General features: G+C 60.7%; 23 protein-coding genes. 3 read left to right on the forward strand and 20 right to left on the reverse strand.

Annotated features, from left to right (window positions below):
- The first annotated feature begins 1 nt into the window (after position 1).
- Together FDM28_RS14025 and arsA are read left to right on the forward strand one after the other, a co-directional pair.
- Entirely contained in the window at positions 2-1,348 is a 1,347-nt protein-coding gene (locus FDM28_RS14025) for an ATP-grasp domain-containing protein (RefSeq protein ID WP_138516100.1), read from the forward strand.
- Complete coding sequence (arsA, locus tag FDM28_RS14030) at positions 1,327-3,099, forward strand: arsenical pump-driving ATPase (RefSeq protein WP_138516102.1); 1,773 nt, start codon at positions 1,327-1,329, stop codon at positions 3,097-3,099. The genes FDM28_RS14025 and arsA overlap by 22 nt, the downstream gene beginning before the upstream one ends.
- 24 nt (positions 3,100-3,123) lie before the next feature.
- On the opposite strand, the gene FDM28_RS14035 is transcribed toward arsA, so the two are convergent.
- The 7 genes from FDM28_RS14035 to FDM28_RS14065 all read right to left on the reverse strand — a co-directional run bounded on the left by FDM28_RS14035 (position 3,124) and on the right by FDM28_RS14065 (position 9,478).
- Positions 3,124-3,528: a hypothetical protein gene (locus tag FDM28_RS14035; protein WP_138516104.1), complete on the reverse strand. Its 405-nt coding sequence runs from the start codon at positions 3,526-3,528 to the stop codon at positions 3,124-3,126.
- A 40-nt stretch (positions 3,529-3,568) separates the two neighbouring features.
- The gene (locus FDM28_RS14040; RefSeq protein ID WP_138516106.1) at positions 3,569-3,844 is read right to left on the reverse strand and encodes a hypothetical protein; all 276 of its coding nucleotides are present in this window, start codon (positions 3,842-3,844) and stop codon (positions 3,569-3,571) included.
- A gap of 7 nt (positions 3,845-3,851) precedes the next feature.
- Positions 3,852-4,352 (reverse strand): GNAT family N-acetyltransferase, encoded by a 501-nt coding sequence (locus FDM28_RS14045; RefSeq protein WP_138516108.1) that lies wholly within the window; start codon positions 4,350-4,352, stop codon positions 3,852-3,854.
- Between the two features lie 3 nt (positions 4,353-4,355).
- Positions 4,356-5,687 (reverse strand): phosphoglucosamine mutase, encoded by a 1,332-nt coding sequence (glmM, locus tag FDM28_RS14050; protein ID WP_138516110.1) that lies wholly within the window; start codon positions 5,685-5,687, stop codon positions 4,356-4,358.
- A gap of 81 nt (positions 5,688-5,768) precedes the next feature.
- Entirely contained in the window at positions 5,769-6,680 is a 912-nt protein-coding gene (folP, locus tag FDM28_RS14055; RefSeq protein WP_138516112.1) for a dihydropteroate synthase, read from the reverse strand.
- Positions 6,681-6,745: 65 nt separating this feature from the next.
- Entirely contained in the window at positions 6,746-8,659 is a 1,914-nt protein-coding gene (gene ftsH, locus FDM28_RS14060; RefSeq protein WP_138516114.1) for an ATP-dependent zinc metalloprotease FtsH, read from the reverse strand.
- A gap of 132 nt (positions 8,660-8,791) precedes the next feature.
- Entirely contained in the window at positions 8,792-9,478 is a 687-nt protein-coding gene (locus FDM28_RS14065) for an RlmE family RNA methyltransferase (RefSeq protein ID WP_138516116.1), read from the reverse strand.
- An 18-nt stretch (positions 9,479-9,496) separates the two neighbouring features.
- Between FDM28_RS14065 and FDM28_RS14070 the strand changes: the two genes are divergently transcribed.
- Positions 9,497-9,970 (forward strand): YhbY family RNA-binding protein, encoded by a 474-nt coding sequence (locus tag FDM28_RS14070; protein ID WP_138516118.1) that lies wholly within the window; start codon positions 9,497-9,499, stop codon positions 9,968-9,970.
- 45 nt (positions 9,971-10,015) lie between these two features.
- On the opposite strand, the gene FDM28_RS14075 is transcribed toward FDM28_RS14070, so the two are convergent.
- The 13 genes from FDM28_RS14075 to bamA all read right to left on the reverse strand — a co-directional run bounded on the left by FDM28_RS14075 (position 10,016) and on the right by bamA (position 24,022).
- Positions 10,016-10,456 (reverse strand): DUF4149 domain-containing protein, encoded by a 441-nt coding sequence (locus tag FDM28_RS14075; protein WP_138516119.1) that lies wholly within the window; start codon positions 10,454-10,456, stop codon positions 10,016-10,018.
- Complete coding sequence (greA, locus tag FDM28_RS14080) at positions 10,456-10,932, reverse strand: transcription elongation factor GreA (protein ID WP_138516121.1); 477 nt, start codon at positions 10,930-10,932, stop codon at positions 10,456-10,458. The genes FDM28_RS14075 and greA overlap by 1 nt, the downstream gene beginning before the upstream one ends.
- A gap of 143 nt (positions 10,933-11,075) precedes the next feature.
- Positions 11,076-14,330: a carbamoyl-phosphate synthase large subunit gene (gene carB / locus FDM28_RS14085; RefSeq protein ID WP_138516123.1), complete on the reverse strand. Its 3,255-nt coding sequence runs from the start codon at positions 14,328-14,330 to the stop codon at positions 11,076-11,078.
- Between the two features lie 23 nt (positions 14,331-14,353).
- Positions 14,354-15,022, reverse strand: a complete 669-nt coding sequence (leuE, locus tag FDM28_RS14090; RefSeq protein ID WP_138516125.1) for a leucine efflux protein LeuE — start codon at positions 15,020-15,022, stop codon at positions 14,354-14,356.
- A 5-nt stretch (positions 15,023-15,027) separates the two neighbouring features.
- Positions 15,028-16,197, reverse strand: a complete 1,170-nt coding sequence (carA, locus tag FDM28_RS14095; protein ID WP_138516127.1) for a glutamine-hydrolyzing carbamoyl-phosphate synthase small subunit — start codon at positions 16,195-16,197, stop codon at positions 15,028-15,030.
- A 181-nt stretch (positions 16,198-16,378) separates the two neighbouring features.
- Positions 16,379-17,149: a TrmH family RNA methyltransferase gene (locus FDM28_RS14100; RefSeq protein ID WP_138516129.1), complete on the reverse strand. Its 771-nt coding sequence runs from the start codon at positions 17,147-17,149 to the stop codon at positions 16,379-16,381.
- Between the two features lie 7 nt (positions 17,150-17,156).
- Positions 17,157-17,795: a ribonuclease HII gene (rnhB, locus tag FDM28_RS14105; RefSeq protein WP_138516131.1), complete on the reverse strand. Its 639-nt coding sequence runs from the start codon at positions 17,793-17,795 to the stop codon at positions 17,157-17,159.
- Complete coding sequence (lpxB, locus tag FDM28_RS14110; RefSeq protein ID WP_138516346.1) at positions 17,767-18,900, reverse strand: lipid-A-disaccharide synthase; 1,134 nt, start codon at positions 18,898-18,900, stop codon at positions 17,767-17,769. Before lpxB ends, rnhB begins: the two co-directional genes overlap by 29 nt.
- A gap of 65 nt (positions 18,901-18,965) precedes the next feature.
- A complete protein-coding gene (lpxA, locus tag FDM28_RS14115; RefSeq protein WP_138516133.1) occupies positions 18,966-19,760 on the reverse strand; it encodes an acyl-ACP--UDP-N-acetylglucosamine O-acyltransferase in 795 nt (264 codons plus the stop codon).
- Positions 19,761-19,770: 10 nt separating this feature from the next.
- Positions 19,771-20,211 carry a 3-hydroxyacyl-ACP dehydratase FabZ gene (gene fabZ / locus FDM28_RS14120; protein ID WP_138516135.1) on the reverse strand — a complete coding sequence of 147 codons (441 nt, stop codon included), beginning with the start codon at positions 20,209-20,211 and terminating at the stop codon, positions 19,771-19,773.
- Positions 20,208-21,191 (reverse strand): UDP-3-O-(3-hydroxymyristoyl)glucosamine N-acyltransferase, encoded by a 984-nt coding sequence (gene lpxD, locus FDM28_RS14125; RefSeq protein WP_138516136.1) that lies wholly within the window; start codon positions 21,189-21,191, stop codon positions 20,208-20,210. The genes fabZ and lpxD overlap by 4 nt, the downstream gene beginning before the upstream one ends.
- Before the next feature lie 24 nt (positions 21,192-21,215).
- Positions 21,216-21,725 (reverse strand): OmpH/Skp family outer membrane protein, encoded by a 510-nt coding sequence (locus FDM28_RS14130; RefSeq protein ID WP_138516137.1) that lies wholly within the window; start codon positions 21,723-21,725, stop codon positions 21,216-21,218.
- Positions 21,725-24,022, reverse strand: coding sequence for an outer membrane protein assembly factor BamA (gene bamA / locus FDM28_RS14135; RefSeq protein WP_420853029.1), 2,298 nt, complete (start codon positions 24,020-24,022; stop codon positions 21,725-21,727). Before bamA ends, FDM28_RS14130 begins: the two co-directional genes overlap by 1 nt.
- Positions 24,023-24,026 lie beyond the last annotated feature (4 nt).

Genomic DNA, 24,026 nt, shown 5'->3' on the forward strand with positions numbered 1-24,026 from the left:
CATGCACACCCCACCCACCGCCCTGGCCGATGCACTGAACCACGGCTGCCGCTGCCAGACCCTGGATGCGGAGCAACTGCGCCAGGAGCTGGGCCGCGATGCGGGCCTGCGCGATGTGGCCGCCACCTTGGCCCACACCCACCCGCACCTGTTTGCGAACACGGCCGTGTTTGCCTCCCACGCCACGGTGCAGGCGGTGCAAGCGGCAGTAGCCGCGCTGGAGCGCACCTTGTCCCTGCCCGCCTGGGCGCAGCAGGTGCTGCCGGGTGCCAGCGCTATCGCCCAAGCAGACCACGGCCCGCTGGGTGTATTCATGGGCTACGACTTTCACCTTACGCCACAAGGCCCGCAACTGATTGAAATCAACACCAACGCGGGCGGCGCCATGCTCAACGCGGTGTTGCTGCGCGCACAGGCGGTGTGCTGCGGGCTGATGAATACCGCGCTCAACGCCTACCGCAACATGGCCACGCTGGAGGACGAGTTTGTGGCGATGTTCCAGGCCGAGTGGGACGTGTTCAACCGCGCGCGCGGGCAGACACCACGCCCCTTGCGCAGCATCGCCATCGTGGACGAAGCGCCGCAGAGCCAGTACCTCGCGCCCGAGTTCGCGCTGTTTGCCGAACTGTTCCAGCGCCATGGCATGCAGGCCGTGGTTATCGATCCGGCCAGCCTGCAACTGCGCGACGGGGCGGTCTACGCCGATGCATTGGCCTTGGACCTGGTCTACAACCGCCTGACCGACTTTGACCTGTCAGACCCCGCCCATACCGCACTGGCACAGGCCTACCGGGACAACGTGGCGGCGGTGACGCCCCACCCGCGCGCCCACGCCTTGCGCGCCAACAAACAACACCTGGTCACACTGGGCCAAGCTGCTGCGCTGCAGGCCTTGGGCGTACCGCCCGCGGACCAGCACACCCTGCTGGCCACGGTGCCGGCTTGTGAACGCGTCCATGCAGACAACGCCGCAGCGCTGTGGGAGCAACGCAAACAGCTGTTCTTCAAACCGCTGGACGGCTTTGGCGCCCGTGCGGTGTACCGTGGCGACAAGCTCACCAAAAAGGTGTGGGAGCAAATCCTGCAAGGCGACTACATCGCCCAGGCGCTGGTGCCGCCGCCACTGCGTGCCATGCAGGTGGGCGATGCAGCCACCGAACTCAAGTTCGACCTGCGTGCCTACACCTATGCCGGCAAAGTCCAGTTGCTGGCCGCCCGCACCTACAGCGGGCAGACCACCAACTTCCGCACCGAGGGCGGCGGTTTCGCCCCGGTCCTGTGGGCGCCCGATGGGCCCACGCCCCTTGCCCTGATGGAGCACCTGCCATGCCACGCCCCACGTTGTTAGACCACCCCACCCGCCACCTGTTTTTCACCGGCAAAGGGGGCGTGGGCAAAACCTCGCTGTCCACCGCCTGCGCCATTGCCCTGGCCGACGGCGGCAAGCAGGTGCTGCTGGTGAGCACCGATGCCGCCAGCAACCTGGACGAAATGCTGGGCATCACCCTGGCCAACACGCCGGTGCCCGTACCCGGCGTGCCGGGCTTGTCGGTGCTCAACATCGACCCCGACAACGCGGCCCAGAGTTACCGCGCCCGCGTGCTGGCGCAAATGGACCCGGCCAGTACCGACGCTGAGCGCAGCCAGGTGCAAGAGCAGCTCTCGGGGGCCTGCACCACCGAGATTGCCGCGTTCGACGAGTTCGCCAACCTGCTCAGTGGCGATGCGGCGGGCTTTGACCACGTGGTGTTTGACACCGCCCCCACCGGCCACACGCTGCGCCTTTTGAGCCTGCCCAAAGCGTGGACGGGTTTTCTGGAGGGCAACGACCGCGGCGCGTCCTGCCTCGGGCCACACTCGGGCCTCAAGATGCAAGAGGCGCGCTTTGCCCAAGCCCTGCAGACGCTGAGCGACGCCGCCCAAACCACCGTGGTGCTAGTCACCCGGCCCGATGGGGGCGCCATTGCCGAAGCAGCCCGCACGTCGCTGGAGCTGCAAGACCTGGGCCTGCACAACCAGCGCTTGGCCATCAACGGCGTGTTCCACGCCAGCGTGGCGGACGATGCCGTGGCCACGGCGTTTGAAGCCCTGGGCACCCGGGCACTGGCCGCCATGCCGCCCCACCTGCAGGCCTTGCCGCAAGACCAGATTCCGCTGCGCGCATTCGACACCGTGGGCTTGCCTGCGCTGCGCGCGCTGCTGCAAGCGCCGGACAGCATGCTACCTGCGACGGCCTCCGCGCATACCCCACCGCTCGACGAGGCCCGCACACTCGCCGCACTCACCGATGCACTTGCCGCTCCAGGGCACGGGCTCATCATGGTCATGGGCAAAGGCGGCGTGGGCAAAACCACGGTGGCGGCGGCCATTGCCGCCGGGCTGGTGCAGCGCGGCCACACGGTGCACCTGAGCACCACCGACCCCGCCGACCACCTGCAAGTCACCGTGGATGGCAGCTTGCCCGGCCTGAAGGTGGACCGCATCGACCCCAAGGCCGAGACCGACAAATACATCGCCAAAGTAATGGCCGCCAAGTCCACCGGCCTGGATGCCGAAGGTATTGCGCTGCTGCGTGAAGACCTGCAGTCGCCTTGCACCGAAGAGGTGGCCGTGTTCCATGCGTTTTCGCGCATCGTGAGCGAGGCGCGCAGCGCCTTTGTGGTGCTGGACACCGCGCCCACCGGCCACAGCCTGCTGCTGATGGATGCCACCGGCGCCTACCACCGCCAGATGCTGCGCGAGTATGGCGACGCCAACCCCGGCCGCCTGGTCACCCCGCTGATGCGCCTGCAAGACCCCGAGCACACCAAGATCGTGCTGGTCACCCTGCCCGAGGTCACGCCCGTGTCGCAAGCGGCCGCACTGCAAGACGACCTGCGCCGCGCCAAGATTGAGCCCTATGCCTGGGTCATCAACAAAAGCATGGCGGCGGCGGGCACCCGTGACCCACTGCTGGCCGCGCGGCTGGCGGGTGAACAAACACAGATGGACCGGATTGCCAGCGGCCTGTCCCGCAACACCTACCTGGTGCCCTGGCTGGCCGAGCGCCCGGTCGGCATTTCAGCGCTCAGCAGCTTGACCACGCTATCAAAACAGTAGCTGCTTGCGCATATTTCATAAGCGCTAGAGCCTATTTTTATTCAAAAAAATACGCGACGCCTTGCGCCAACCTAAGCGATTCAAACGCAGCGCAGCCGCACAGGCCAGCGTGACCCCGAGCAGCACTTCCGCCCAGATGGTGAGGTTGGTCATCAGGGTGTGCTCCGAGCACAGGCCCAGGGTGTAGTGCAAAAGACCGTCTGCGCCCAGCAGGCCATAAGCCACTAACAAAACGGCTGCCAGCCGCGACCAACCCAGCCGGCTGGCGATCAAGGACAGCCCACCCACCGCCGCTACCGCCAACCAGGCGAGATACACCGACTCCCGCGTCATCCACACTGGCAAGCCGGGATAGAACGCGATGTACTCCGCGTTGTGCGCGAAATGCGTGAGGCTGGCGAGGGTGTAGAGGGCGAAGAGGAGGTTCATGAATCTTGTGAGTGCGTCGAACGCAAGCTCTAACGCGACCTCAATGGTCTTTGTGCGTGATGACCTTGTCGCCCCGGCGCGGTTTGCCGGCGCGCCCGGCTTTGGACCAATCGTAGTCCTGCCCATCGGGGGTTTTGCCATCCACCACGGCGGCCACGCCCGGTTTGCCCACGTGCTGTGGGTTCTCGCTGGCCATGGTCACAAAGGTGTGGCCTGCATCGCGCTTGTCTTTGGTGATTTGCAGGGCCTGCACCAGGTCTGCAGTTTCTGCGCCGTGGGATTGGCCCTCGGCATCGGTCCAGTAGATTTTGAACATGGTGCGCTCAGTCCAGCCACTTTTGCATAAAGCCCGCCTGCCCCATGGCGGGATCGAGCTCGTAGTAGGCAAAGCCTACCCGGCGGTACAGTTTTTCGGCGCCGGTGTTGCCGGACAGCACTTCCAGCGTGAGCTTGCAGGCGCCGCGCTCGCGGGCGATCTGCTCGGCCAGCCCCAGCATTTGCTCACCAATGCGCTGGCCGCGGTAGCCCGCCAGCACCGCCACGTCGTGCACATTCACCAGCGCTTGGCACTTGAAGGTGGAGAAGCCTTCTATACAGTTGACCAGGCCCACAGGCACCGTGTCGTCGGCCGACGCAAACGCCAGCACGCTGTACGCCTGCGGCCGCGCTGCGAGCGAAGGCACGAGATTCGCCTTGGCGAAGTCGCTCAAGGCCTCGCCGCCGCCCATGGGGTCGCTGGCATAGGCATCGAGCAACATCACCAAGGCTGCAGCGTGCACCGGGTTGGCATAGTCGGCGCGGACCACGCGGATGGCGTTCGTCATGGCTCAGACCTTCAGGGTATCGGCAATGCGCTGGGCGCAGCTTTGGGCCAGCGCCGCGTCGCGGGCTTCGACCATCACACGCACCAAGGGCTCGGTACCACTGGCGCGAATGAGCACGCGGCCGCTGTCACCCAGCGCGGCTTCGGCGGCACGGGTTTCGTCGGCCATGCGGGTGTTGCTCTTCCAGTCCTGGCCGGGGGTCAGGCGCACGTTGATCAGGGTTTGCGGGAACAGCGTTACCCCGGCCAGCAACTGCGCCATGGTTTTGCCGCTGCGCACGCAGGCCTGCAGCACCTGCAAAGCAGACACCAGGCCATCGCCCGTGGTGTGCTTGTCGAGCGCCAGCAGGTGGCCGGAGCCTTCACCACCCAAAATCCATTTGTGCTTCTCCAGCTCTTCGAGCACGTAGCGGTCGCCCACCTTGGCACGCACAAATTGCACGCCACGGGCTTTAAGCGCCACCTCGACGGCCATGTTGGTCATCAGCGTGCCCACCACGCCGGGCACATGCTCGTCGCGGCCCAGGCGGTCGTCCGCCATCAAATACAGCAGCTCGTCGCCGTTGTAGAGACGCCCCTCTGCGTCCACCAGCTGCAAGCGGTCGGCATCACCGTCCAGCGCAATGCCATAGTCAGCCTTGTGCTCTTTGACTGCAGCGACCAAGGCCTCCGGGTGCGTCGCACCCACGCCCTTGTTGATGTTGAGGCCATCGGGCGAGCAGCCAATGGCAATCACCTCAGCCCCCAGCTCATGGAATACCTTGGGCGCAATGTGGTACGCCGCACCGTGGGCAGCATCCACCACAATCTTCAAGCCCTTGAGGGTCAGGTCATTGGCAAAAGTGCTTTTGCAAAACTCGATGTAGCGGCCTGCCGCGTCGTCCAGACGGCGGGCTTTGCCCAAGCTGGCGGAGTCCACCCACACCGGCGGCTTCTCCAGCTCGGCCTCTACCGCCAGCTCCCAGGCGTCGGGCAGCTTGCTGCCTTTGGCGTTGAAAAACTTGATGCCGTTGTCCGCAAACGGGTTGTGGCTGGCGCTGATGACCACGCCCAGCGAGGCCCGCTGCGCACGGGTGAGGTAGGCCACGCCCGGTGTGGGCAAGGGGCCGAGCAACACCACGTCCACGCCCACGGAGTTAAAGCCGCTTTCCAGCGCGCTCTCCAGCATGTAGCCGGAGATGCGCGTGTCTTTACCGATAAGCACCGTGGGGCGCGCCTCAGTTTCCTTGAGCACATGGCCCACGGCGTGCGCCAAGCGCAGCACAAAATCGGGGGTGATGGGGGCTTGCCCCACGGTGCCGCGGATGCCGTCGGTGCCGAAATATTGTCGTCCCATGAATTCAATTCCTCTCTGTTTGTTGTGTAGTTGCGAAGCTTGGTTTTAGCGCCGGGCCGCACCAAGCTAAATCGCGCCCCCTTAGGGGATAGCGTCCCGCGCAGCGGTGGAGTGTGGGGGTTCTAGTTCTGCCTGCATGGCAGCCAGCACTTTGAGGGCGCTCACGGTGTCGCGCACATCGTGCACGCGCACCACGTGGACGCCGTTTTGTACGGCCAGCACGGCCGCGGTCACGCTGGGGGCGCGGCGCAGTTCAATATTGAGCCCGGCCGCTTCGGCCAACGAGGTATTCGTCACCGCCGCCAAGGACGATTTGCGCGACCAGCCGGCCAAGACGGCGTACCCTGCGGGCACCGCCTGCGCCTGCCTTGCCAGTAGCGCAAAGTTTTGCTTCACCGTTTTGCCAAACCCAATGCCGGGGTCCAGGCAAATACGGGTCTTATCAATGCCTAACGCTCGCAGATCTCGCGCAAGCTGCTCTAAAAAAGATAGCACCTGGGGCACCACATCGCCCTCCATGGGCGCAGTCTGCATGGTTTGTGGATCGCGGTGCATATGCATCAGGCAAACACCGCAGCGGGGGTGTGCCGCCACCACGTCTTTGCCGGTTTTGCCCGCGGTATCGCCCGACCAGCGCAGGGCCCAGATGTCGTTGACGATGTCCGCTCCGAGGTCCAGCGCGGCTTGCATCACGGCAGGCTTGTAGGTGTCTACCGACACCGGCACCCCCAGCGTGACCGCATGGCGGATCACCGGCAGCACGCGGGCCAACTCGTCCTCCTGCGAGACCGGCGGCGCGCCGGGCCGGGTGGACTCGCCGCCAATGTCCAAAATATCCGCCCCGTCCTTGATCAGCGCCTCACAGTGCGCCATCGCTGCCTGGCTGGTGGCGTGCTGCCCGCCATCAGAAAACGAGTCAGGCGTGACGTTAACAATCCCCATGACGCGGGGGCGGCTGAGGTCAAGCGAGAAACGGGTGGTTTGCCAATGCATAGCGTTTGATTATCCCCAATGACAACAGGGCCCGAAGGCCCTGTATGTCGCATCACTGACGTGGCTTATGCCGCATTGGGCGCTGTGTCGGCGGTCACCGCCGTTGCGCCTCCGCTGCCTCCACCGCTGTTGGGCGGTGTGCGGGGTGTCCAGTCCTTGGGAGGACGAGGCTCCCGGCCGGCCATGATGTCGTCCAGCTGGTCGCTGTCGATGGTTTCCCACTCCAGCAAGGCCTTGGCCATGGCGTGCATCTTGTCCTGGTTATCTTCAATCAGCTTGCGGGCCAGAGAGTATTGCTGGTCGATGATGCGGCGCACTTCCGAGTCCACCTTTTGCATGGTCTGCTCGCTCATGCTGGTGGTTTTGGTGACGCTGCGACCCAAAAACACTTCGCCTTCGTTTTCGGCATAGACCATGGGGCCTAAGGCATCGGTCATGCCGTAGCGGGTGACCATGTCGCGGGCGATAGAGGTGGCACGCTCGAAGTCGTTGGAAGCGCCAGTGGTCATTTGCTTCATAAACACTTCTTCGGCAATACGGCCACCGAACAACATGCTGATCTGGTTGAGCATGTATTCGCTGTCGTACGAGTAACGGTCTTGCGCAGGCAGGCTCATGGTCACACCCAAGGCACGGCCGCGGGGAATGATGGTGACCTTGTGCACTGGATCGCACTTGGGCAGCATCTTGCCGATCAAAGCGTGGCCTGCTTCGTGGTAGGCCGTGTTTTTACGCTCTTCTTCGGGCATGACCATGGACTTGCGCTCAGGTCCCATGATGATCTTGTCCTTGGCCTTTTCGAAATCTTGCATTTCGACCAAGCGTGCGTTGCGGCGGGCGGCCATCAGCGCAGCTTCGTTGCACAGGTTGGCCAGATCAGCACCGCTCATGCCAGGGGTGCCGCGGGCAATCACGCTGGCGCTCACGTCCTGGCCCAAAGGCACTTTGCGCATGTGCACGTTCAAAATTTGTTCACGTCCACGGATGTCGGGCAGGGTCACGTAGACCTGACGGTCGAAACGGCCTGGGCGCAGCAAAGCGGCATCCAGAATGTCTGGGCGGTTGGTGGCAGCCACCACGATCACGCCGACGTTGGTCTCGAAACCGTCCATCTCCACCAGCATCTGGTTCAGGGTCTGTTCGCGCTCGTCGTTACCGCCGCCCAGGCCTGCGCCACGTTGACGGCCTACGGCGTCAATTTCGTCAATAAAGATGATGCAAGGTGCATTCTTTTTGGCGTTTTCGAACATGTCGCGCACGCGGGATGCACCCACGCCCACAAACATTTCCACAAAGTCAGAGCCGGAAATACTGAAGAACGGCACCTTGGCTTCACCGGCAATGGACTTGGCCAGCAAAGTTTTGCCGGTACCGGGAGGACCAACCAACAGCAAACCGCGTGGGATGCGTCCGCCCAGCTTTTGGAACTTGCTGGGGTCTTTGAGGAAGTCGACAACTTCCTTCACTTCTTCCTTGGCTTCGTCGCAACCGGCCACGTCAGCAAAAGTCACGGTGTTGGTGTTTTCGTCCAACAAGCGGGCCTTGCTCTTGCCGAAGCTGAAGGCTCCGCCTTTGCCGCCGCCCTGCATCTGGCGCATGAAGTACACCCAAACGCCGATCAACAGCAACATGGGGCCCCAGCTGACCAGCAGGGTCATGAGCAAAGAGCCTTCTTCACGGGGCTTCACGTCAAACTTAACGTTGTTGGCGATCAGGTCGCCCACCAAGCCGCGATCCAAGTAAGTGGCGGTAGTGCGTACTTTGCGGTCATCGGAGGTCACTGCCAGAATTTCGGTCCCACCCTGCCCCTCTTGGATGATGGCGCTCTTGATCTGCTTGTTCCGCACCTGCTCCAGGAAATCGGAATAGCCGACCATGCCCGACGCTGCCGTGCGTGAGTCAAATTGCTTGAACACGGTGAACAGCACCAAGGCGATCACCAACCACACTGCAACTTTAGAAAACCACTGATTATTCAAGCGAAGCTCCAATAAGGACGCGAAGGCCCGTGCTCCGCGTACATGCGACCCATTTTAGGCCTTTCAAGCCGGCGACACCGTTTTTTACGCTATCGCGGCCATAGAAACTGCATGGGTTTAATCAAGCAGGGCTCAAAAACTCTTGAGGCCCAGCCCGATGAGAAAGGTTTCCGACGAGCGGTCGCGCGAAGCTTTGGGCTTGAGCGGCTTGACGGTGACAAACGCCTCTTTGAACCGCTGCACCACATCGTTGTAGCTACCGCCATGAAACACTTTGGCAACCAACGCGCCTTGGGGCTTCATATGGTTTTGCGCAAACTCAATCGCCAGCTCTACCAAATACTCAATGCGCGCCGCGTCTGCGGATGAAATGCCGGACAAATTGGGAGCCATATCGGACACCACCAAATCGGCCTGCTTGCCCGCCAAAGCGGTCTCTAGCAGGGCCAGCGTATCCGCCTCGCGGAAGTCGCCCTGGATAAAGGTCACCCCCTCAATAGGCTCCATTGGCAGCAGATCCAGGCCGATGATGGTGCCATTCATCTCCCCCACCGCCGCCCCGTTGGGCGACATGCGGCGGCGCAGGTACTGGCTCCAGGCACCGGGCGTGCAGCCCAAGTCCACCACCAACTGTCCGGGCTTGACCAGATGCAGGGTTTCGTCAATTTCCTTGAGTTTGTAAGCGGCGCGGGCGCGGTAGCCTTCTTTGTTGGCGAGCTTGACCCAGGGGTCGTTGATATGGTCGTGCAACCACGCCTTGTTGACCTTTTTGTTGCCGGCCTTGTTATCGGGCTTGTTACTTTTGCTCTGCGTTTTCATTGCGTTGATAATACCCATATGCCCCAAATCCAATTGACACCCGCTCAGCGCAAAGAACACCGCGCTGAAGCCCACCACCTGGACCCCGTCGTTCTGGTCGGTGGCGATGGCCTGACTGCCAACGTAAAAAAAGAAATCGACGCTGCCCTGAACGCCCACGGACTGATCAAAGTCCGTGTGTTTTCTGATGACCGCGTTGCCCGCGACGAGATGTTCAAAACCCTGGCGGACGAGCTCAATGCGGCGCCCATCCAGCACATCGGAAAATTGCTGGTGCTATGGCGCCCCAAGGCGGTAAAGGAAAAAGCCGTCGATGAAGACCGCATGCCCGGCCCCCGCGACTTCAAAGTGTTGAAGTTCGGCCGCCCCGGCACCCGCCCCGAAGTCAAAACCCTGCGTGTACTCGGCAACCAGCGCCTCACGCCCGGTGGCAACATCAAGCGCGCCAAGCCGAAGCCAAAAACCAGCGTCAAGAAACGCAGCCAGACCTGATACGGATTTTTCTACTGACAACCGGAGCCGCAAGCTCCGGTTTTTTTATGCCTGCGTATCGCTGGCCGTGTTGACGGGAGCGAGCGCGGAAATCATCTGTTTGAACACCACCAGCGCACATACCCACTGCGCAAAGTACATGGCACTGCCCAAACGGTGCCACAAGGCCAGGTTCTCCCGGGCAACGATTCGGGGAGCCACCGCCAACTCCACCAGCAAAGCCAGCAAGACGCCACCCACCACAAAAAGTGTAGCGGCTCGCGCATATTCCACCGGCACTAGCGGCCGATTTGACCTAAAAACCATTAATAAGGTGGCGCCGCAAGCGATCGACACCCACGTCTGGGCACTGAACAGTTTGGCCGCCATTTGACCGGCCATGGCCGGGGTAGGCAGGTGCACAAACAGCATGGGCACCACCAAAAAACCCAGCAGCGTCAGGCTCATAGCCCACGCGGCCGCCAACCAGACCGGGAGCTGCCGCATCAGATGTAGTGGACCGCTACCACCTCGTAGGCGCGCTCGCCGCCGGGGGCTTGCACCACAGCGGTGTCGCCCTCTACCTTGCCGATCAAGGCGCGGGCAATAGGGCTGCTGATGTTGATCAAGCCTTGCTTCAGATCCGCCTCGTCTTCTCCGACGATCTGATATTTGACCTGCTGGCCGCTGTCTTCGTCTTCCAGCTCCACCGTGGCACCGAACACCACTCGGCCATCCGCTTGGATGGTGGTCGGGTCAATCACCTGGGCGGCAGACAACTTGCCTTCGACTTCCTGAATGCGGCCTTCGATGAAGCCTTGGCGCTCTTTGGCCGCGTCGTAGTCGGCGTTTTCGCTCAGGTCGCCCTGGGCACGGGCTTCGGCAATCGCCTGAATCACCGAGGGACGCTCGACGGTCTTGAGTTTGTGCAGCTCGGCCTTGAGCATTTCAGCGCCGCGCTTGGTAATGGGATAGGTTGCCATGGTGTCTCTAGCTAGGTTTTATGGGGCCTCAAAGTACAAGGACAGTGCGGCGCTTGCGCGCGGCACTGTCCTCTACGGTTGGGCCTGATTATGCCAAGTTATTGAGCCCCCACGCTCCGCCGCTGCGCGGGTCGTTGCCCCCGTCAAGCTTGAAGTTCTGCGTGCATTTCCTGCACAGAGATCACGCCCAGGCTGTCCAGGTACTTCATACCCTCTACGGCAGCCTCAGCACCCGCAATGGTGGTGTAAGTGGTCACGCGAGCCAGCAAAGCGGAGGTACGGATCAGGCGGGAGTCCGCAATCGCATTGCGACGCTCTTCCACGGTGTTCACCACCATGGAAATTTCCTCGTTCTTGATCATGTCCACAATGTGCGGACGACCCTCAGTGACCTTGTTGACCACACCGCAGGCCACACCGGCAGCGTTGATGGCTGCCGCAGTGCCCTTGGTCGCCACCACTTCAAAGCCCAGGGACACCAGCTTGCGGGCCACTTCAACAGCGCGGGGCTTGTCAGTCTGCTTCACCGAGATGAAAGCCTTGCCGCCGCGTGGCAGTTTGGCGCCCGCACCCAACTGGCTCTTCACAAAGGCTTCTCCGAAAGTCTTGCCCACGCCCATGACTTCACCGGTGGACTTCATCTCAGGTCCGAGGATGGTGTCCACACCGGGGAACTTGACGAAGGGGAACACCGCTTCCTTGACGCTGAAGTACGGGGGTGTGACTTCTTTGCTGATGCCTTGGCTCGCCAAGGACTGGCCGGCCATGCAACGTGCAGCCACCTTCGCCAACTGGATGCCGGTGGCTTTGGAGACGAAGGGCACCGTACGGCTGGCGCGTGGATTAACTTCCAGCACGTAAATCACGTCTTTGCCATCCACGTTTTGGATCGCAAACTGCACGTTCATCAAACCGACCACGTTCAGGGCACCGGCCATGGCTTTGGTCTGGCGCTTGATCTCGGTCACAGTGTCTGCATGCAGGCTGTAGGGTGGCAGTGAGCAGGCGGAGTCGCCGCTGTGCACACCGGCTTGTTCTATGTGTTCCATCACGCCACCGATGAAGGTGTCACCGGTCGCATCGCGGATGCAATCCACATCGCACTCGATGGCGTCATTCAGGAAGCGGTCCAGCAGCACAGGGCTGTCGTTGCTCACCTTCACGGCTTCGCGCATGTAGCGCTCCAGATCGCGCTGTTCGTGCACGATTTCCATGGCGCGGCCACCCAGCACGTAGCTGGGGCGCACCACCAAGGGGTAGCCCAAGGCAGCAGCTTTCTCCAGCGCTTCTGGCTCCGTACGCGCTGTGGCGTTAGGTGGCTGGCGCAGGTTCAGGGCATGCAACAGCTTCTGGAAGCGCTCACGGTCTTCAGCCGCATCGATCATGTCGGGCGTGGTGCCGATGATGGGGACGCCATTGGCTTCAAGGTCCAGCGCCAACTTCAAAGGCGTCTGGCCACCGTATTGCACGATCACGCCAACGGGTTTCTCTTTGTCCACAATTTCCAGCACGTCTTCGAGCGTCAATGGCTCAAAGTACAGGCGGTCAGAAGTGTCGTAGTCGGTAGACACGGTTTCGGGGTTGCAGTTGACCATGATGGTCTCGTAACCGTCTTCGCGCATGGCCAAGGCGGCGTGCACGCAGCAGTAGTCGAACTCAATGCCTTGGCCGATGCGGTTGGGGCCACCGCCCAGCACCATGATCTTTTTCTTGTCGGTGGGCGCGGCTTCACACTCAGAGCCATCGGCCTCGTAGGTGGAGTACATGTAGGCCGTGTTGGTGGAAAACTCCGCTGCACAAGTGTCGACGCGCTTGTAAACAGGGCGCACGCCCAAAGCGCGGCGCTTCTCGCGCACAGCCTTGTCGGTGGTCTTGAATTGCTTGGCCAAACGGCGGTCAGAGAAGCCTTTTTGCTTCAGGCCGCGCAGCGTGGCGGCGTCAATCTTGTCCAGGGCTGAGCCACTGGCGGGCTGGGGCAGGCGCTCGATTTCAAGCTCCAACTTAACGATCTGCTCGATCTGCACCAGGAACCAGGGGTCGATCTTGGTCAGCGCAAACACTTCGTCCACGCTCATGCCTTGGGCGAATGCGTCGCCCACGTACCAGATGCGCTCGGGGCCGGGCTCGCCCAGCTCTTTTTCCAGCACTTCGCGGTCCTGGGTCTTTTCGTTCATGCCGTCCACGCCCACTTCCAGGCCGCGCAAGGCTTTCTGGAAAGACTCTTGGAAGGTACGGCCCATCGCCATGACCTCGCCCACCGACTTCATCTGGGTGGTCAAGCGGCTGTCGGCAGCCGGGAATTTTTCGAACGCGAAACGCGGGATCTTGGTGACCACGTAGTCGATGGAAGGCTCGAACGATGCAGGGGTGGCACCGCCGGTGATGTCGTTGCGCAGTTCGTCCAGCGTGAAGCCCACGGCCAACTTAGCTGCGACCTTGGCAATCGGGAAGCCGGTAGCTTTGGAGGCCAGCGCCGAGGAGCGCGACACGCGCGGGTTCATCTCGATCACCACCATGCGGCCGTCTTTGGGGTTGATGGAGAACTGCACATTGGAGCCACCGGTATCCACGCCAATTTCGCGCAGCACTGCCAAAGAAGCGTTACGCAGAATCTGGTATTCCTTGTCGGTCAGGGTCTGTGCAGGCGCCACGGTAATGGAGTCACCGGTGTGCACGCCCATGGGGTCCAAGTTTTCAATCGAGCAGACGATGATGCAGTTGTCCGCCTTGTCGCGCACCACTTCCATTTCGTACTCTTTCCAGCCGAGCAGAGATTCTTCGATCAGTAGCTCGTTGGTGGGCGAGGCTTCCAAGCCGCGCTTGCAAATGGTCTCAAACTCTTCAGAGTTGTAGGCGATACCGCCGCCGGTGCCACCCAAGGTAAAGCTGGGGCGGATGACAGTCGGAAAGCCCAAGGTCTTTTGCACAGCCCACGCTTCGTCCATGCTGTGGGCGATGCCCGAGCGCGCAGAACCCAGACCGATTTTGGTCATGGCGTCCTTGAACTTCAGGCGGTCTTCGGCCTTGTCGATGGCTTCAGGCGTGGCGCCGATCAGCTCGACCTTGTACTTGTCCAGCACGCCGTGGTGCCACAGGTCCAGCGCGCAGTTCAGCGCGGTCTGGCCACCCATGGTGGGCAAAATCGCATCGGGCTTTTCCTTGGCGATGATCTTCTCGACGGTTTGCCAGGTGATGGGTTCGATGTAGGTCACATCGGCCGTGGCCGGGTCGGTCATGATCGTGGCGGGATTGCTGTTGATCAGAATGACCTTGTAGCCCTCTTCACGCAAAGCCTTGCATGCTTGCACGCCGGAGTAGTCAAACTCACAGGCCTGCCCAATGATGATGGGGCCGGCGCCGATGATAAGAATGCTTTTGATGTCGGTACGTTTTGGCATTTCGGGTGCTCTTTACTTTTCAATTAATTCAGACTGGCGGTCGCCAGCTTGGCGCCAAACCACATAAACAGGCCGCCTACCGCACTAGAGAGGCTGGCAGACAAACGCTTGCGACGGCTGAAACCGCGCGCCAAACGGGCGCCGGCAAAAATCAGCGCTGACAGGTAGAGGGCGCTGAACACCATGATGATGGAGCCCAGAATCAGGAAGGGGATGGCCGGCGTCTCGTAATTCGGGTCAATGAATTGCACGAAGAACGAGAGCAAAAACAGAATCGCCTTCGGATTCAGCAGGCTGATGAACAACGCGCGCTTGAAAGGCTGTTGCATATTGGCGGCCGCCTCTGCCACGGCCGTGTCGGCAGACAGGTCTTCGGTCTGCGCGCTGCGCCATTTTTTGACGGCAGCGATCAGCAAATTCAAACCAACCCAGGTCAGATAAGCCGCGCCTGCGTACTTCACCACCATGAACAGCGCCGGGTAGGTGCGCAGCAAGCTAGCAGCGCCCAAAGCAGTGAGGAACAACAAAATGGTGTCTCCCACAAACACACCCATGGCGCCTTGGTAACCCGCTTTCACACCGCGTACGGTAGCCACGGACAGCACGTACAGCGAATTCGGGCCGGGCAACAAAATGATGCCGATAGCGCCGATCACGTACGTCCAGAGGTCAGTGACACCGTAGAAGCTCATGGTGCTCAGCCCGCCTTCTTTTCCATCTCAGCAATAAAGCGGTCAAACAGGTAACCGATGTCGTGCGGACCGGGCGATGCTTCAGGGTGGCCCTGGAAGCAGAACGCCGGTTTGTCTGTGCGCTCCAAACCTTGCAGAGTGCCGTCAAACAAGCTCACATGCGTGGGGCGCAGGTTGGCCGGCAGGGTCTTTTCATCCACCGCAAAACCGTGGTTCTGGCTGGTGATGGAGACACGGCCGCTGTCCAAGTCTTTGACGGGGTGGTTGGCACCGTGGTGGCCGAACTTCATCTTGAAGGTCTTGGCACCGCTGGCCAGCGCCATGATCTGATGACCCAAGCAGATGCCGAAGGTGGGCGTGCCGGTCTCGATGAGTTCCTTGGCCGCAGCAATCGCGTAGTCGCAAGGCTCTGGGTCGCCAGGGCCGTTGGACAGGAAGATGCCATTCGGGTTGAGCTTGAGCACATCCGCCGCAGGCGTTTGCGCGGGCACCACCGTGACTTTGCAGCCGCGCTCGGCCAACATGCGCAAGATGTTTTTCTTCACACCGAAGTCGTAAGCCACCACATGGAACTTGGGAGCGGTTTGCTGGCCGTAGCCTTGGCCTAGGGTCCACTCGGCTTCCGTCCATGCATAGCTGCTGGCGCTGGAGACGACCTTGGCCAAGTCCAGGCCGGCCATGCTGGGCGCGCCTTTGGCAGCAGCCACGGCTTTTTCGACGGCTTCTTTGGTCACCGATTCACCGGCCGCCAATGCCAGGATGCAGCCGTTTTGTGCGCCTTGGGTGCGCAGTTGGCGGGTGAGCTGGCGGGTGTCGATGTTGGCAATCGCCACGGTACCCTCAGCAACGAGGTACTCGGTCAGCGTCTGGGTTTTGCGGAAGTTGCTGGCCACCAAAGGCAGATCTTTGATGATCAAACCGGCGGCGAAGACTTTGTGGGACTCCACGTCTTCCGGGTTGACACCGTAGTTGCCGATGTGGGGGTAAGTCAGGGTGACGATCTGCTGGCAATAGCTGGGATCCGTGAGGATCTCCTGGTAGCCGGTCATGGAAGTGTTGAACACGACTTCACCGACGGTAGAGCCTGCGGCTCCAATGGAATTGCCAATGTAGACCGTGCCGTCTGCGAGCGCCAGGATGGCGGGTGGGGTAGTTCCCTTGAGAGACAAAAGCACTGGTTTCTCCGAATGTTTTACGGGTACGCCCAAACGCGCTCAAGACAGGCTCTTGGCGGGTGCCGCACGGGAGTGGACTCCTGGCGGATGCTTTTTACGAGGGAATGTGCAGAGGTGCGCTTGGGACGGCTGTTTTCTGGAAAGCCTCTGATTATAACCGAGGGCAAACCCGAATTCAGTTTCAGGCAAGCTTCAAACTGCTAGCGTGCAGGCAAATCGCCGCCGCCGCCGCAACATTGAGCGACTCTTCCCCCCCCGGCTGGCCAATGCGGGCAAACACCGTGGCTTTGGCCATGAGCGCATCCGACACGCCCTGCCCTTCGTGCCCCATGGCCCATGCACAGGGGTGGGGCAAGTCCAGCTTTTGCACCAGATCGCCTTGGTGCGAGCTGGTCACCACCAAGGGCACCTGCAAGGCATCCAGATCTTGCAACTCCAGGCCCTCGATCAGTTGGAGACCAAAGTGCGCACCCATGCCGGCTCGCAACACCTTGGGGCTCCAAAGTGCGGCAGAACCCTTGAGTGCCAGCACCTGACGGAAGCCGAACGCCCCCGCACTGCGCAAGATGGAGCCCACATTGCCCGCATCCTGCACACGGTCCAGAATGACGGTGGCCGCCAAGGGGTCGATGTCCACCGCCTCTGGCAGGTCGACCACAAAGCCGACCTTGGCCGGCGACTCCAGTCCGCTGATTTCGCGGAACAAGGCATCCGGTATCACTACGATTTTGATAGCTGCTCGCGCATATTCCACCGGCGCTAGCGGCATAAAAGACTCTGAAACCACCAACACCGATGGCACCACACCTCGCGCCAGCGCGGCGCTGCACAGGTGGTCGCCCTCGATCCAGAAGCGCCCCGCCTTGCGGTAGGCCGTGTTATCGGTGCTGAGCTTGCGCAGCTCTTTGAGTAGCGTGTTCTCGCGGGAGCTGATGAGGATGGGTTCGGTCATAAACGCTTCAGAGCACGCGGGTCACCGGCGCAAAAGTTTTCCGGTGCTCGGGGCAGGCACCGTGGGTCTGTAAGGCGGCCAGGTGCTCGGCGGTACCGTAGCCTTTGTGGGCGGCAAAGCCGTATTGGGGGTACTGGGCATCCAGCTCGGCGCACCAGCGGTCGCGGGTCACTTTGGCCAAGATGGAGGCCGCAGAAATAGCGGGCACCGTGGCATCCCCCTTGACGATGGCCTCGGCCAGCACATCCAGCACTGGCAGGCGGTTGCCATCGACCAACACCTTGGCCGGCTTCAGGCGCAGACCTTCTACCGCGCGACGCATGGCCAGCAAAGTGGCTTGCAGGATGTTGATCTCGTCGATTTCTTGCACACTGGCCTGCGCGATGGAGCAGCACAGGGCTTTAGCGCGAATTTCGTCAAACAGCTTTTCGCGGCGCGCGGCGCTGAGCTTTTTGGAGTCGTTCAAGCCGGCAATCGGGCGCAAGTCGTCCAAGATGACCGCCGCAGCCACCACCGGTCCGGCCAAGGGGCCGCGCCCGGCCTCGTCCACTCCAGCGATCAAACCCGGAATGTCCCAGCTGAAGGCCACTTGCTGCACCTTGGCAGCGCCGGTGCTTTTAGCTTTGGAGGACTTTTTCAATGGCATCGGTGGCAAGGGCTGCTGTGTCGCGCAGCAACTCGGTGTGCAGCGCGCGGAAGGTGGATTCGAGGGCCGCTATTTTCGCAGGCTCTTGCCGCTCGGCATCCAACCACTGCAGCACGCCAGCCGCGAGCGCTTGCGGCGTAGCGGCATCCTGCAACAGCTCCGGCACCACAAAGTCACGGCACAGAATATTGGGCAAACCCACCCAGGGCTGCAGCCGCTTTCGGCGCATGATCTGCCAGGACAACCAGGACATGTGGTACCCGATCACCATGGGGCGCTTGAACAAGGCGGCCTCCAGCGTGGCAGTGCCACTGGCAATCAGGGTGACGTCACAAGCTGCCAATGCAGTGTGGGACTGGCCGGTCAGCAGCTGCAAGCGCCCGGCCATGCCACTGCGCTGCGCTATCGCCTGAATTTCCGGCAACAAGCCTGGCACCGCAGGCACTATAAATTTGATAGCTGGTCGCGCAGACTGGATGAGCGCTGCAGCCCGAAAGAACCGTAAAGCCAGATGGCGGATTTCTGACTGGCGGCTGCCCGGCAGGATGGCCACCACCTCATCAGCATCAGACAGCCCCAGCGCACGGCGCGCAGCGGCCTTATCCGGCTCCATGGGAATCACATTCGCCAAGGGATGGCCCACATAGGTTGCCGCAATCCCGTGTGCTGCGAGCAGCTCCGGCTCGAAGGGAAAAATGCACAGCACATGGTCGGTGCTGCGACGCAGTTTCTCCACCCGCTCCGGGCGCCACGCCCAGATGGAGGGGCAAACGAAATGCACCGTCTTCACCCCCTGGGCTTTGAGGCGTGCTTCTAGGTCGAGATTGAAGTCCGGCGCATCGACGCCAATGAACACATCCGGCTTATCGGCCAGCAAGCGGTCACCCAAGGCCGCGCGAATGCCAACAATTTCGCGGTAGCGCCGCAGCAGCTCCCAGCTGAAGCCATGCACTGCCAGCTTGTGGTGCGGCCACCAGGCTTGAAAACCCTGCTTAGCCATCTGCGGCCCGCCGATACCATGTGCGGTCGCACCCGACCAACGCTGGCGCACACCGGCGAGCAGCAAGCCCGCCAACAGGTCACCAGAGGCCTCGCCCGCCACCATGGCCATGACTGGCGCGTCCGGGGCGCGGAGGCTGTTGTCCATTGCAGGCTCAGGAGGACGGACGGTCAGCGCACGATGCCGCGGTTCGCGGATACGCCAGCCAAAAATTCGTTCATCAAGTCCACGTCCGGCGCCGTCTCAGGGCGCTCCAGCGCCATGGCGGCCATGCGTTCTTTGGCTTGCTCCAGCGCGAGGTCTTCCCGGTACAAGGCCTTGTGAATCGCCTTCACGCCGGAGATGCGTTCAGGCGTCCAGCCACGACGGCGCAAACCCTCGAAGTTCATGGAACGCGCCGCGGCCGGCTGGCCTTGGCACATCACAAACGGTGGCAGGTCTGCGAACAGCAAGGAACACATGGCGCTCATGCTGTGGGCGCCCAAGCGCACGAACTGGTGGACGACCGTGAAGCCCCCCAAAATCACCCAGTCCCCGACATGGACGTGACCGGCCAGCTGCGAGTTGTTGGCAAAAATGACGTTGTTGCCCACCATGCAATCGTGCGCGAGGTGGACGTAGGCCATGATCCAGTTGTCATTGCCGACCTTGGTTACACCGGCATCGCCGGGCGAGCCGATGTTGAAGGTGCAAAACTCGCGGATGGTGTTGCGGTCCCCGATGATCAGCTCGCACGGCTCACCGGCGTACTTCTTGTCTTGGGGAATGGCACCCAGCGAGTTGAACTGGAAAATCCGGTTGTGCTCACCTATGGTGGTGTGCCCCTCGATCACGCAGTGCGGACCCACCGTAGTGCCGGCACCGATACGCACATGCGGGCCAATGACGGTGTACGGGCCTACGGTGACCGAGCTATCCAGCTCGGCACCAGGCGCCACAATCGCGGTGGGGTGAACGTTAGACACGCCCTGCCCCTTAGCTGATCGCGCGCATGGCGCAGGTCAACTCGGCTTCACACGCCAGCTCATCTCCCACCATGGCCGCAGCCTTGAACTTGAAAATGCCGGCCTTCATGCGCAGCAATTCCACATTCAGATGCAACTGGTCACCCGGCTCCACAGGACGCTTGAAGCGGGCACCTTCAATACCGGCAAAATAATAGACCATCTGGTCATTCGGCGCGGTGTCCAAAGCGTCAAACGCCAACAAGGCTGCGGCCTGGGCCAAGGCTTCCAGCATCAGCACGCCCGGCATCACGGGGCGGTGCGGAAAGTGGCCTTCAAAGAACGGTTCGTTGATGGTGACGTTCTTCAGGGCCTTGATGGTCTTACCCTTCTCCAACTCCAACACCCGGTCCACGAGCAAAAAGGGATAACGGTGGGGCAGTTGTTTCAGAATTTTGTGGATATCCATCATGGCTTGTTCTCTTTTTCTAAGGTTTTAATGCGGTCACGCAAGCTGTGCAGCTGCTTCAAAGAAGCAGCATTGCGTTCCCAATTTGCGTTTTCATCGATCGGAAACATGCCCGTGTAGTGACCGGGTTTGTGAATGGATTTGCTGACCACCGTCGCAGCCGAAATGTGCACGCCAGCAGCCAACGTCAGATGACCCAAAATGATCGCACCACCGCCCACCGTGCAATTCGGCCCAATGGTGGCAGACCCCGCAACGCCCACACACCCTGCCATCGCAGTGTTTGCGCCTATGCGCACGTTGTGGCCGATCTGGATCAGGTTGTCCAGCTTTACGCCATCTTCAATCACCGTGTCACTCAGCGCGCCCCTGTCGATGCAGGTGTTAGCACCAATCTCCACATCGTTGCCAATGCGGACTGCACCCAGCTGCTCGATTTTCTCCCAGCGCCCACCGTCTTGCGCAAAGCCGAAACCATCGGCACCGATCACCACACCAGAATGAACGATGCAGCGATCACCGACATGGCAATCTTCACCCACGGTGACGCGGGACTTCAACACCGTGCCTTCGCCTACAGATGCACCAGCTTCAATGACACACAAAGGACCGATACGCGCAGTGGCTGCCACAGAGGCCTGAGGGTCGACTACCGCACTCGGGTGGATCACAGGCACCCCGGAAACATCGCGCGCTATAAGTGCACGCCACAGTTGCGTAAGCTTGGCGAAGTACAGATAGGGGTTAGGGGTAACAATGCAAGCCCCTCGCACCGCAGCCAACTCTGCTACCGCAGGGCTGACGATCACGCAGGCTGCGCGAGTTTGGGCGAGCTGCTGCTGGTACTTGGGATTGCTGAGAAAACTGATTTGCGACTCGGTGGCTGACTCCAAAGGAGCCAGACCGGTGATCCGCACCTCGGCAGAGCCGAGCAACTCACCACCCAGTTTTTCAACCAGCGCGGCGAGCGAAATAGACTTCACATGGACGTGCGGTGTCGTCAAAGCTTATTTGGCACCCGCGTTGAGAATTTTCAAAACTTTCTCAGTGATGTCATGGCGGGTACTGCTGTAAACCACTTCTTGCAGCACCAAATCGTATTTCTCGCCTTCGGCCACTTGCTTGACAGCGCGGTTAGCTGCATCCAACACTTTTTGCAACTCTTCGTTACGGCGGCCGTTCAGGTCTTCCTGAAACTCGCGCTGCTTACGTTGGAAGTCGCGATTCTGTTCCGCAAACTCCTTCTGACGAGCCACGCGTTGCGCTTCAGACATGGCTGGCGCGTCGCGCTCGAACTTGTCGCTCATGGACTTCAAGGATTGCTGCAAGTCGGCCAAATCTTTCTGGCGCTTGGAGAACTCTTGCTCCAGCTTTGCTTGCGCAGCCTTGGCAGGGGCCGACTCCGTCGTAATACGCTGCGTGTTGATGTAGCCCACCTTGGATTCCTGGGCAAAAGCACCGGCTGTACCCAAAGTCATCAGAGCCACCAAGGCCCATTTAGCATGCAATGTTTTCATTAAAAAGTGGTTCCAATCTGAAATTGAATGTTCTGCATTTTATCTGCGTCAAACTTGGACAACGGGCGTGCGAACACCAAGCGCAAGGGGCCCACTGGCGATATCCAGCTGATACCCACGCCGAATGAAGCGCGCATGTCAGACAGCTGGATAGCCTCGTTCACCGCATAAATTCCGCCGGCATCTACAAAGCCAAAACCACGCAGAGTTCGGTCGTTGCCGCCACCGGGCAACGGGGACAGCACTTCGGCGTTGAACACAACTTTCTTCGCGCCGCCCGTTGCCGTGAGCGAAGCCGCACGCTGTGCTGCCGTGGTCAAACTGCCCTGCTCAAACCCGCGTACCGAGCCCAAACCACCTAGGTAGTAGTTTTTAAAGATGGGGTAAGAACCAGAGCCGGTTGCGGCGCCCAAGGACAACTCTGAGTTGAACGCGCCGGTTACGGTGCGAGACAGTGGCACAAATTGCTGATACTGCGCGGTGCCGCGGATGTAGCGCATATCGCCGCCCACGCTCCACTCTGCATTGGTGCGGATCACGCGGCCAGTGCTGGGGACCAAGGCGCTATCGCGCGTGTCTCGCGACCACCCGATAGTCAGAGGGACTGCCGTGGCGCTGTAACCGAATTCATTGGCGTAATCCTGGTAAACCGTGGGCAGATAAGTACCGGGAATAATCCGGGTCTTGTCCGCTCCGATACCAAAATACACCGTGTCAGAGTCCGAGAATGGCACTCCGAAACGCACACCTACACCCGTGGTTTCGAGGGCATATGTATCCACATCGTCATAAGGGCGGCTGGTGCGCTGGTAAAGATCGAAAGTACGGGACACACCGTCGTCCGTGAAGTACGGATTGGTGGTGCTCAGCACCACGGTGCGGTTGGCCTTGCTGGTGTTGACTTCAATACCCAGAGAGTTCCCCGAGCCAAAGGCATTTTCTTGTTTGAAGCCAAAAGACAGGCCCAGACCATCGGCACTGGAAATACCGGCCCCCAAACTGATGCTGCCTGTGGGCTTTTCTGCAACCGTGATCGTCAAGTCCACCTGGTCTGGAGAGCCTGCGACCTCTTGAGTATCCACGCCGACGTTGGTGAAATAACCTAAACGATCCACCCGGTTGCGCGACTGGCGAATTTTCTCGCCGTCGTACCAAGCGGCTTCCAGTTGACGGAACTCACGACGAATCACTTCGTCACGCGTCCGGTCATTCCCGGCGACGTTGATGCGTCGCACGTACACACGGCGTGAGGGCTCAGCGACCAACGTGATCTCGACGCGGTTAGTGGCACGGTCAATATCAGTGCGCGCCTCCGCGCGAGCAAAGGCGTAGCCGAAATTTGCGAAATAGTCGGTGAATGCTTTGGTAGTCTGCGCAACGTCCGTGGCGTTGTAAGGCTCCCCCGCTTTGATAGTGATCAGGGATTGAAATTCCTGCTCTTTGCCGAGAAAGTTACCTGCCAGCTTGATATTTGATACCGCGAATTGCTCACCTTCAGTGATATTGACGGTGATCGCAATATCTTTTTTATCCGGAGAAATAGCGACCTGGGTTGAGTCCACTTTGAATTCAAGGAAACCGCGCGCCAAATAATAAGAACGCAGGGTCTCGATATCTGCATTCAGTTTGGTGCGCGCATAGCGGTTGGATTTGGTGTACCAACTGAGCCAATTACCCGTGTCGGAATCGAACAAGCCACGAAGAGTGCTTTCGGAAAAGCTCTTGGCCCCAACGATATTGATATCGCTGATCTTGGCGGTGTCCCCCTCAGTCACCGCAAAGCTCACGTTCACCCGGTTGCGCTCAATCGGGGTAACGGTCGTTACGATATCCACGGCGTACATACTTTTATTGATGTACTGCTTTTTCAGCTCTTGCTCTGCGCGGTCTACCAACGCTTTGTCAAAGGGGCGACCCTCTGCCAAGCCGATGTCGCGCAGTGCGCGTTTGAGCACGTCTTTGTCAAACTCCCGGTTGCCGGAAAAATCTACGTCAGCAACATTGGGGCGCTCTTCCACGATGACCACCAGCACGCCATCTTTGCTATCGATGCGCACGTCTTTGAAAAGCCCCAGCGCGAACAGGGCACGAATCGATGCCGCTGCTTTATCGTCTGTGTAGGTGTCACCCACGCGCACAGGGATGGAGGCGAACACCGTGCCCGCTTCCACCCGCTGCAACCCCTCTACCCGGATATCCTTAACTGCAAAAGGCTCAAGCGCCCATGCACTTTGTAATAAAACAGCCAACAATCCGCTGCAAGCCGCAAAGCGCATGCCGCGGCGGTGATTTTTCAGTGTG

Source organism: Rhodoferax bucti (assembly GCF_005876985.1).
Taxonomy (GTDB): Bacteria; Pseudomonadota; Gammaproteobacteria; order Burkholderiales; family Burkholderiaceae_C; genus Allorhodoferax; species Allorhodoferax bucti.

What these genes read in the sequence shown, in the direction of transcription:
- FDM28_RS14130 (WP_138516137.1), bottom strand. Translation starts at nt 21,725, where the DNA reads ATGAAAACATTGCATGCTAAATGGGCCTTGGTGGCTCTGATGACTTTG.
- folP (WP_138516112.1), bottom strand. Translation starts at nt 6,680, where the DNA reads ATGCATTGGCAAACCACCCGTTTCTCGCTTGACCTCAGCCGCCCCCGC.
- FDM28_RS14065 (WP_138516116.1), bottom strand. Translation starts at nt 9,478, where the DNA reads ATGAAAACGCAGAGCAAAAGTAACAAGCCCGATAACAAGGCCGGCAAC.
- glmM (WP_138516110.1), bottom strand. Translation starts at nt 5,687, where the DNA reads ATGGGACGACAATATTTCGGCACCGACGGCATCCGCGGCACCGTGGGG.
- FDM28_RS14075 (WP_138516119.1), bottom strand. Translation starts at nt 10,456, where the DNA reads ATGCGGCAGCTCCCGGTCTGGTTGGCGGCCGCGTGGGCTATGAGCCTG.
- leuE (WP_138516125.1), bottom strand. Translation starts at nt 15,022, where the DNA reads ATGAGCTTCTACGGTGTCACTGACCTCTGGACGTACGTGATCGGCGCT.
- FDM28_RS14035 (WP_138516104.1), bottom strand. Translation starts at nt 3,528, where the DNA reads ATGAACCTCCTCTTCGCCCTCTACACCCTCGCCAGCCTCACGCATTTC.
- greA (WP_138516121.1), bottom strand. Translation starts at nt 10,932, where the DNA reads ATGGCAACCTATCCCATTACCAAGCGCGGCGCTGAAATGCTCAAGGCC.
- FDM28_RS14045 (WP_138516108.1), bottom strand. Translation starts at nt 4,352, where the DNA reads ATGACGAACGCCATCCGCGTGGTCCGCGCCGACTATGCCAACCCGGTG.
- carB (WP_138516123.1), bottom strand. Translation starts at nt 14,330, where the DNA reads ATGCCAAAACGTACCGACATCAAAAGCATTCTTATCATCGGCGCCGGC.
- rnhB (WP_138516131.1), bottom strand. Translation starts at nt 17,795, where the DNA reads ATGCCATTGAAAAAGTCCTCCAAAGCTAAAAGCACCGGCGCTGCCAAG.
- FDM28_RS14070 (WP_138516118.1), top strand. Translation starts at nt 9,497, where the DNA reads ATGCCCCAAATCCAATTGACACCCGCTCAGCGCAAAGAACACCGCGCT.
- FDM28_RS14040 (WP_138516106.1), bottom strand. Translation starts at nt 3,844, where the DNA reads ATGTTCAAAATCTACTGGACCGATGCCGAGGGCCAATCCCACGGCGCA.
- arsA (WP_138516102.1), top strand. Translation starts at nt 1,327, where the DNA reads ATGCCACGCCCCACGTTGTTAGACCACCCCACCCGCCACCTGTTTTTC.
- fabZ (WP_138516135.1), bottom strand. Translation starts at nt 20,211, where the DNA reads ATGATGGATATCCACAAAATTCTGAAACAACTGCCCCACCGTTATCCC.
- lpxB (WP_138516346.1), bottom strand. Translation starts at nt 18,900, where the DNA reads ATGGTGGCGGGCGAGGCCTCTGGTGACCTGTTGGCGGGCTTGCTGCTC.
- FDM28_RS14100 (WP_138516129.1), bottom strand. Translation starts at nt 17,149, where the DNA reads ATGACCGAACCCATCCTCATCAGCTCCCGCGAGAACACGCTACTCAAA.
- FDM28_RS14025 (WP_138516100.1), top strand. Translation starts at nt 2, where the DNA reads ATGCACACCCCACCCACCGCCCTGGCCGATGCACTGAACCACGGCTGC.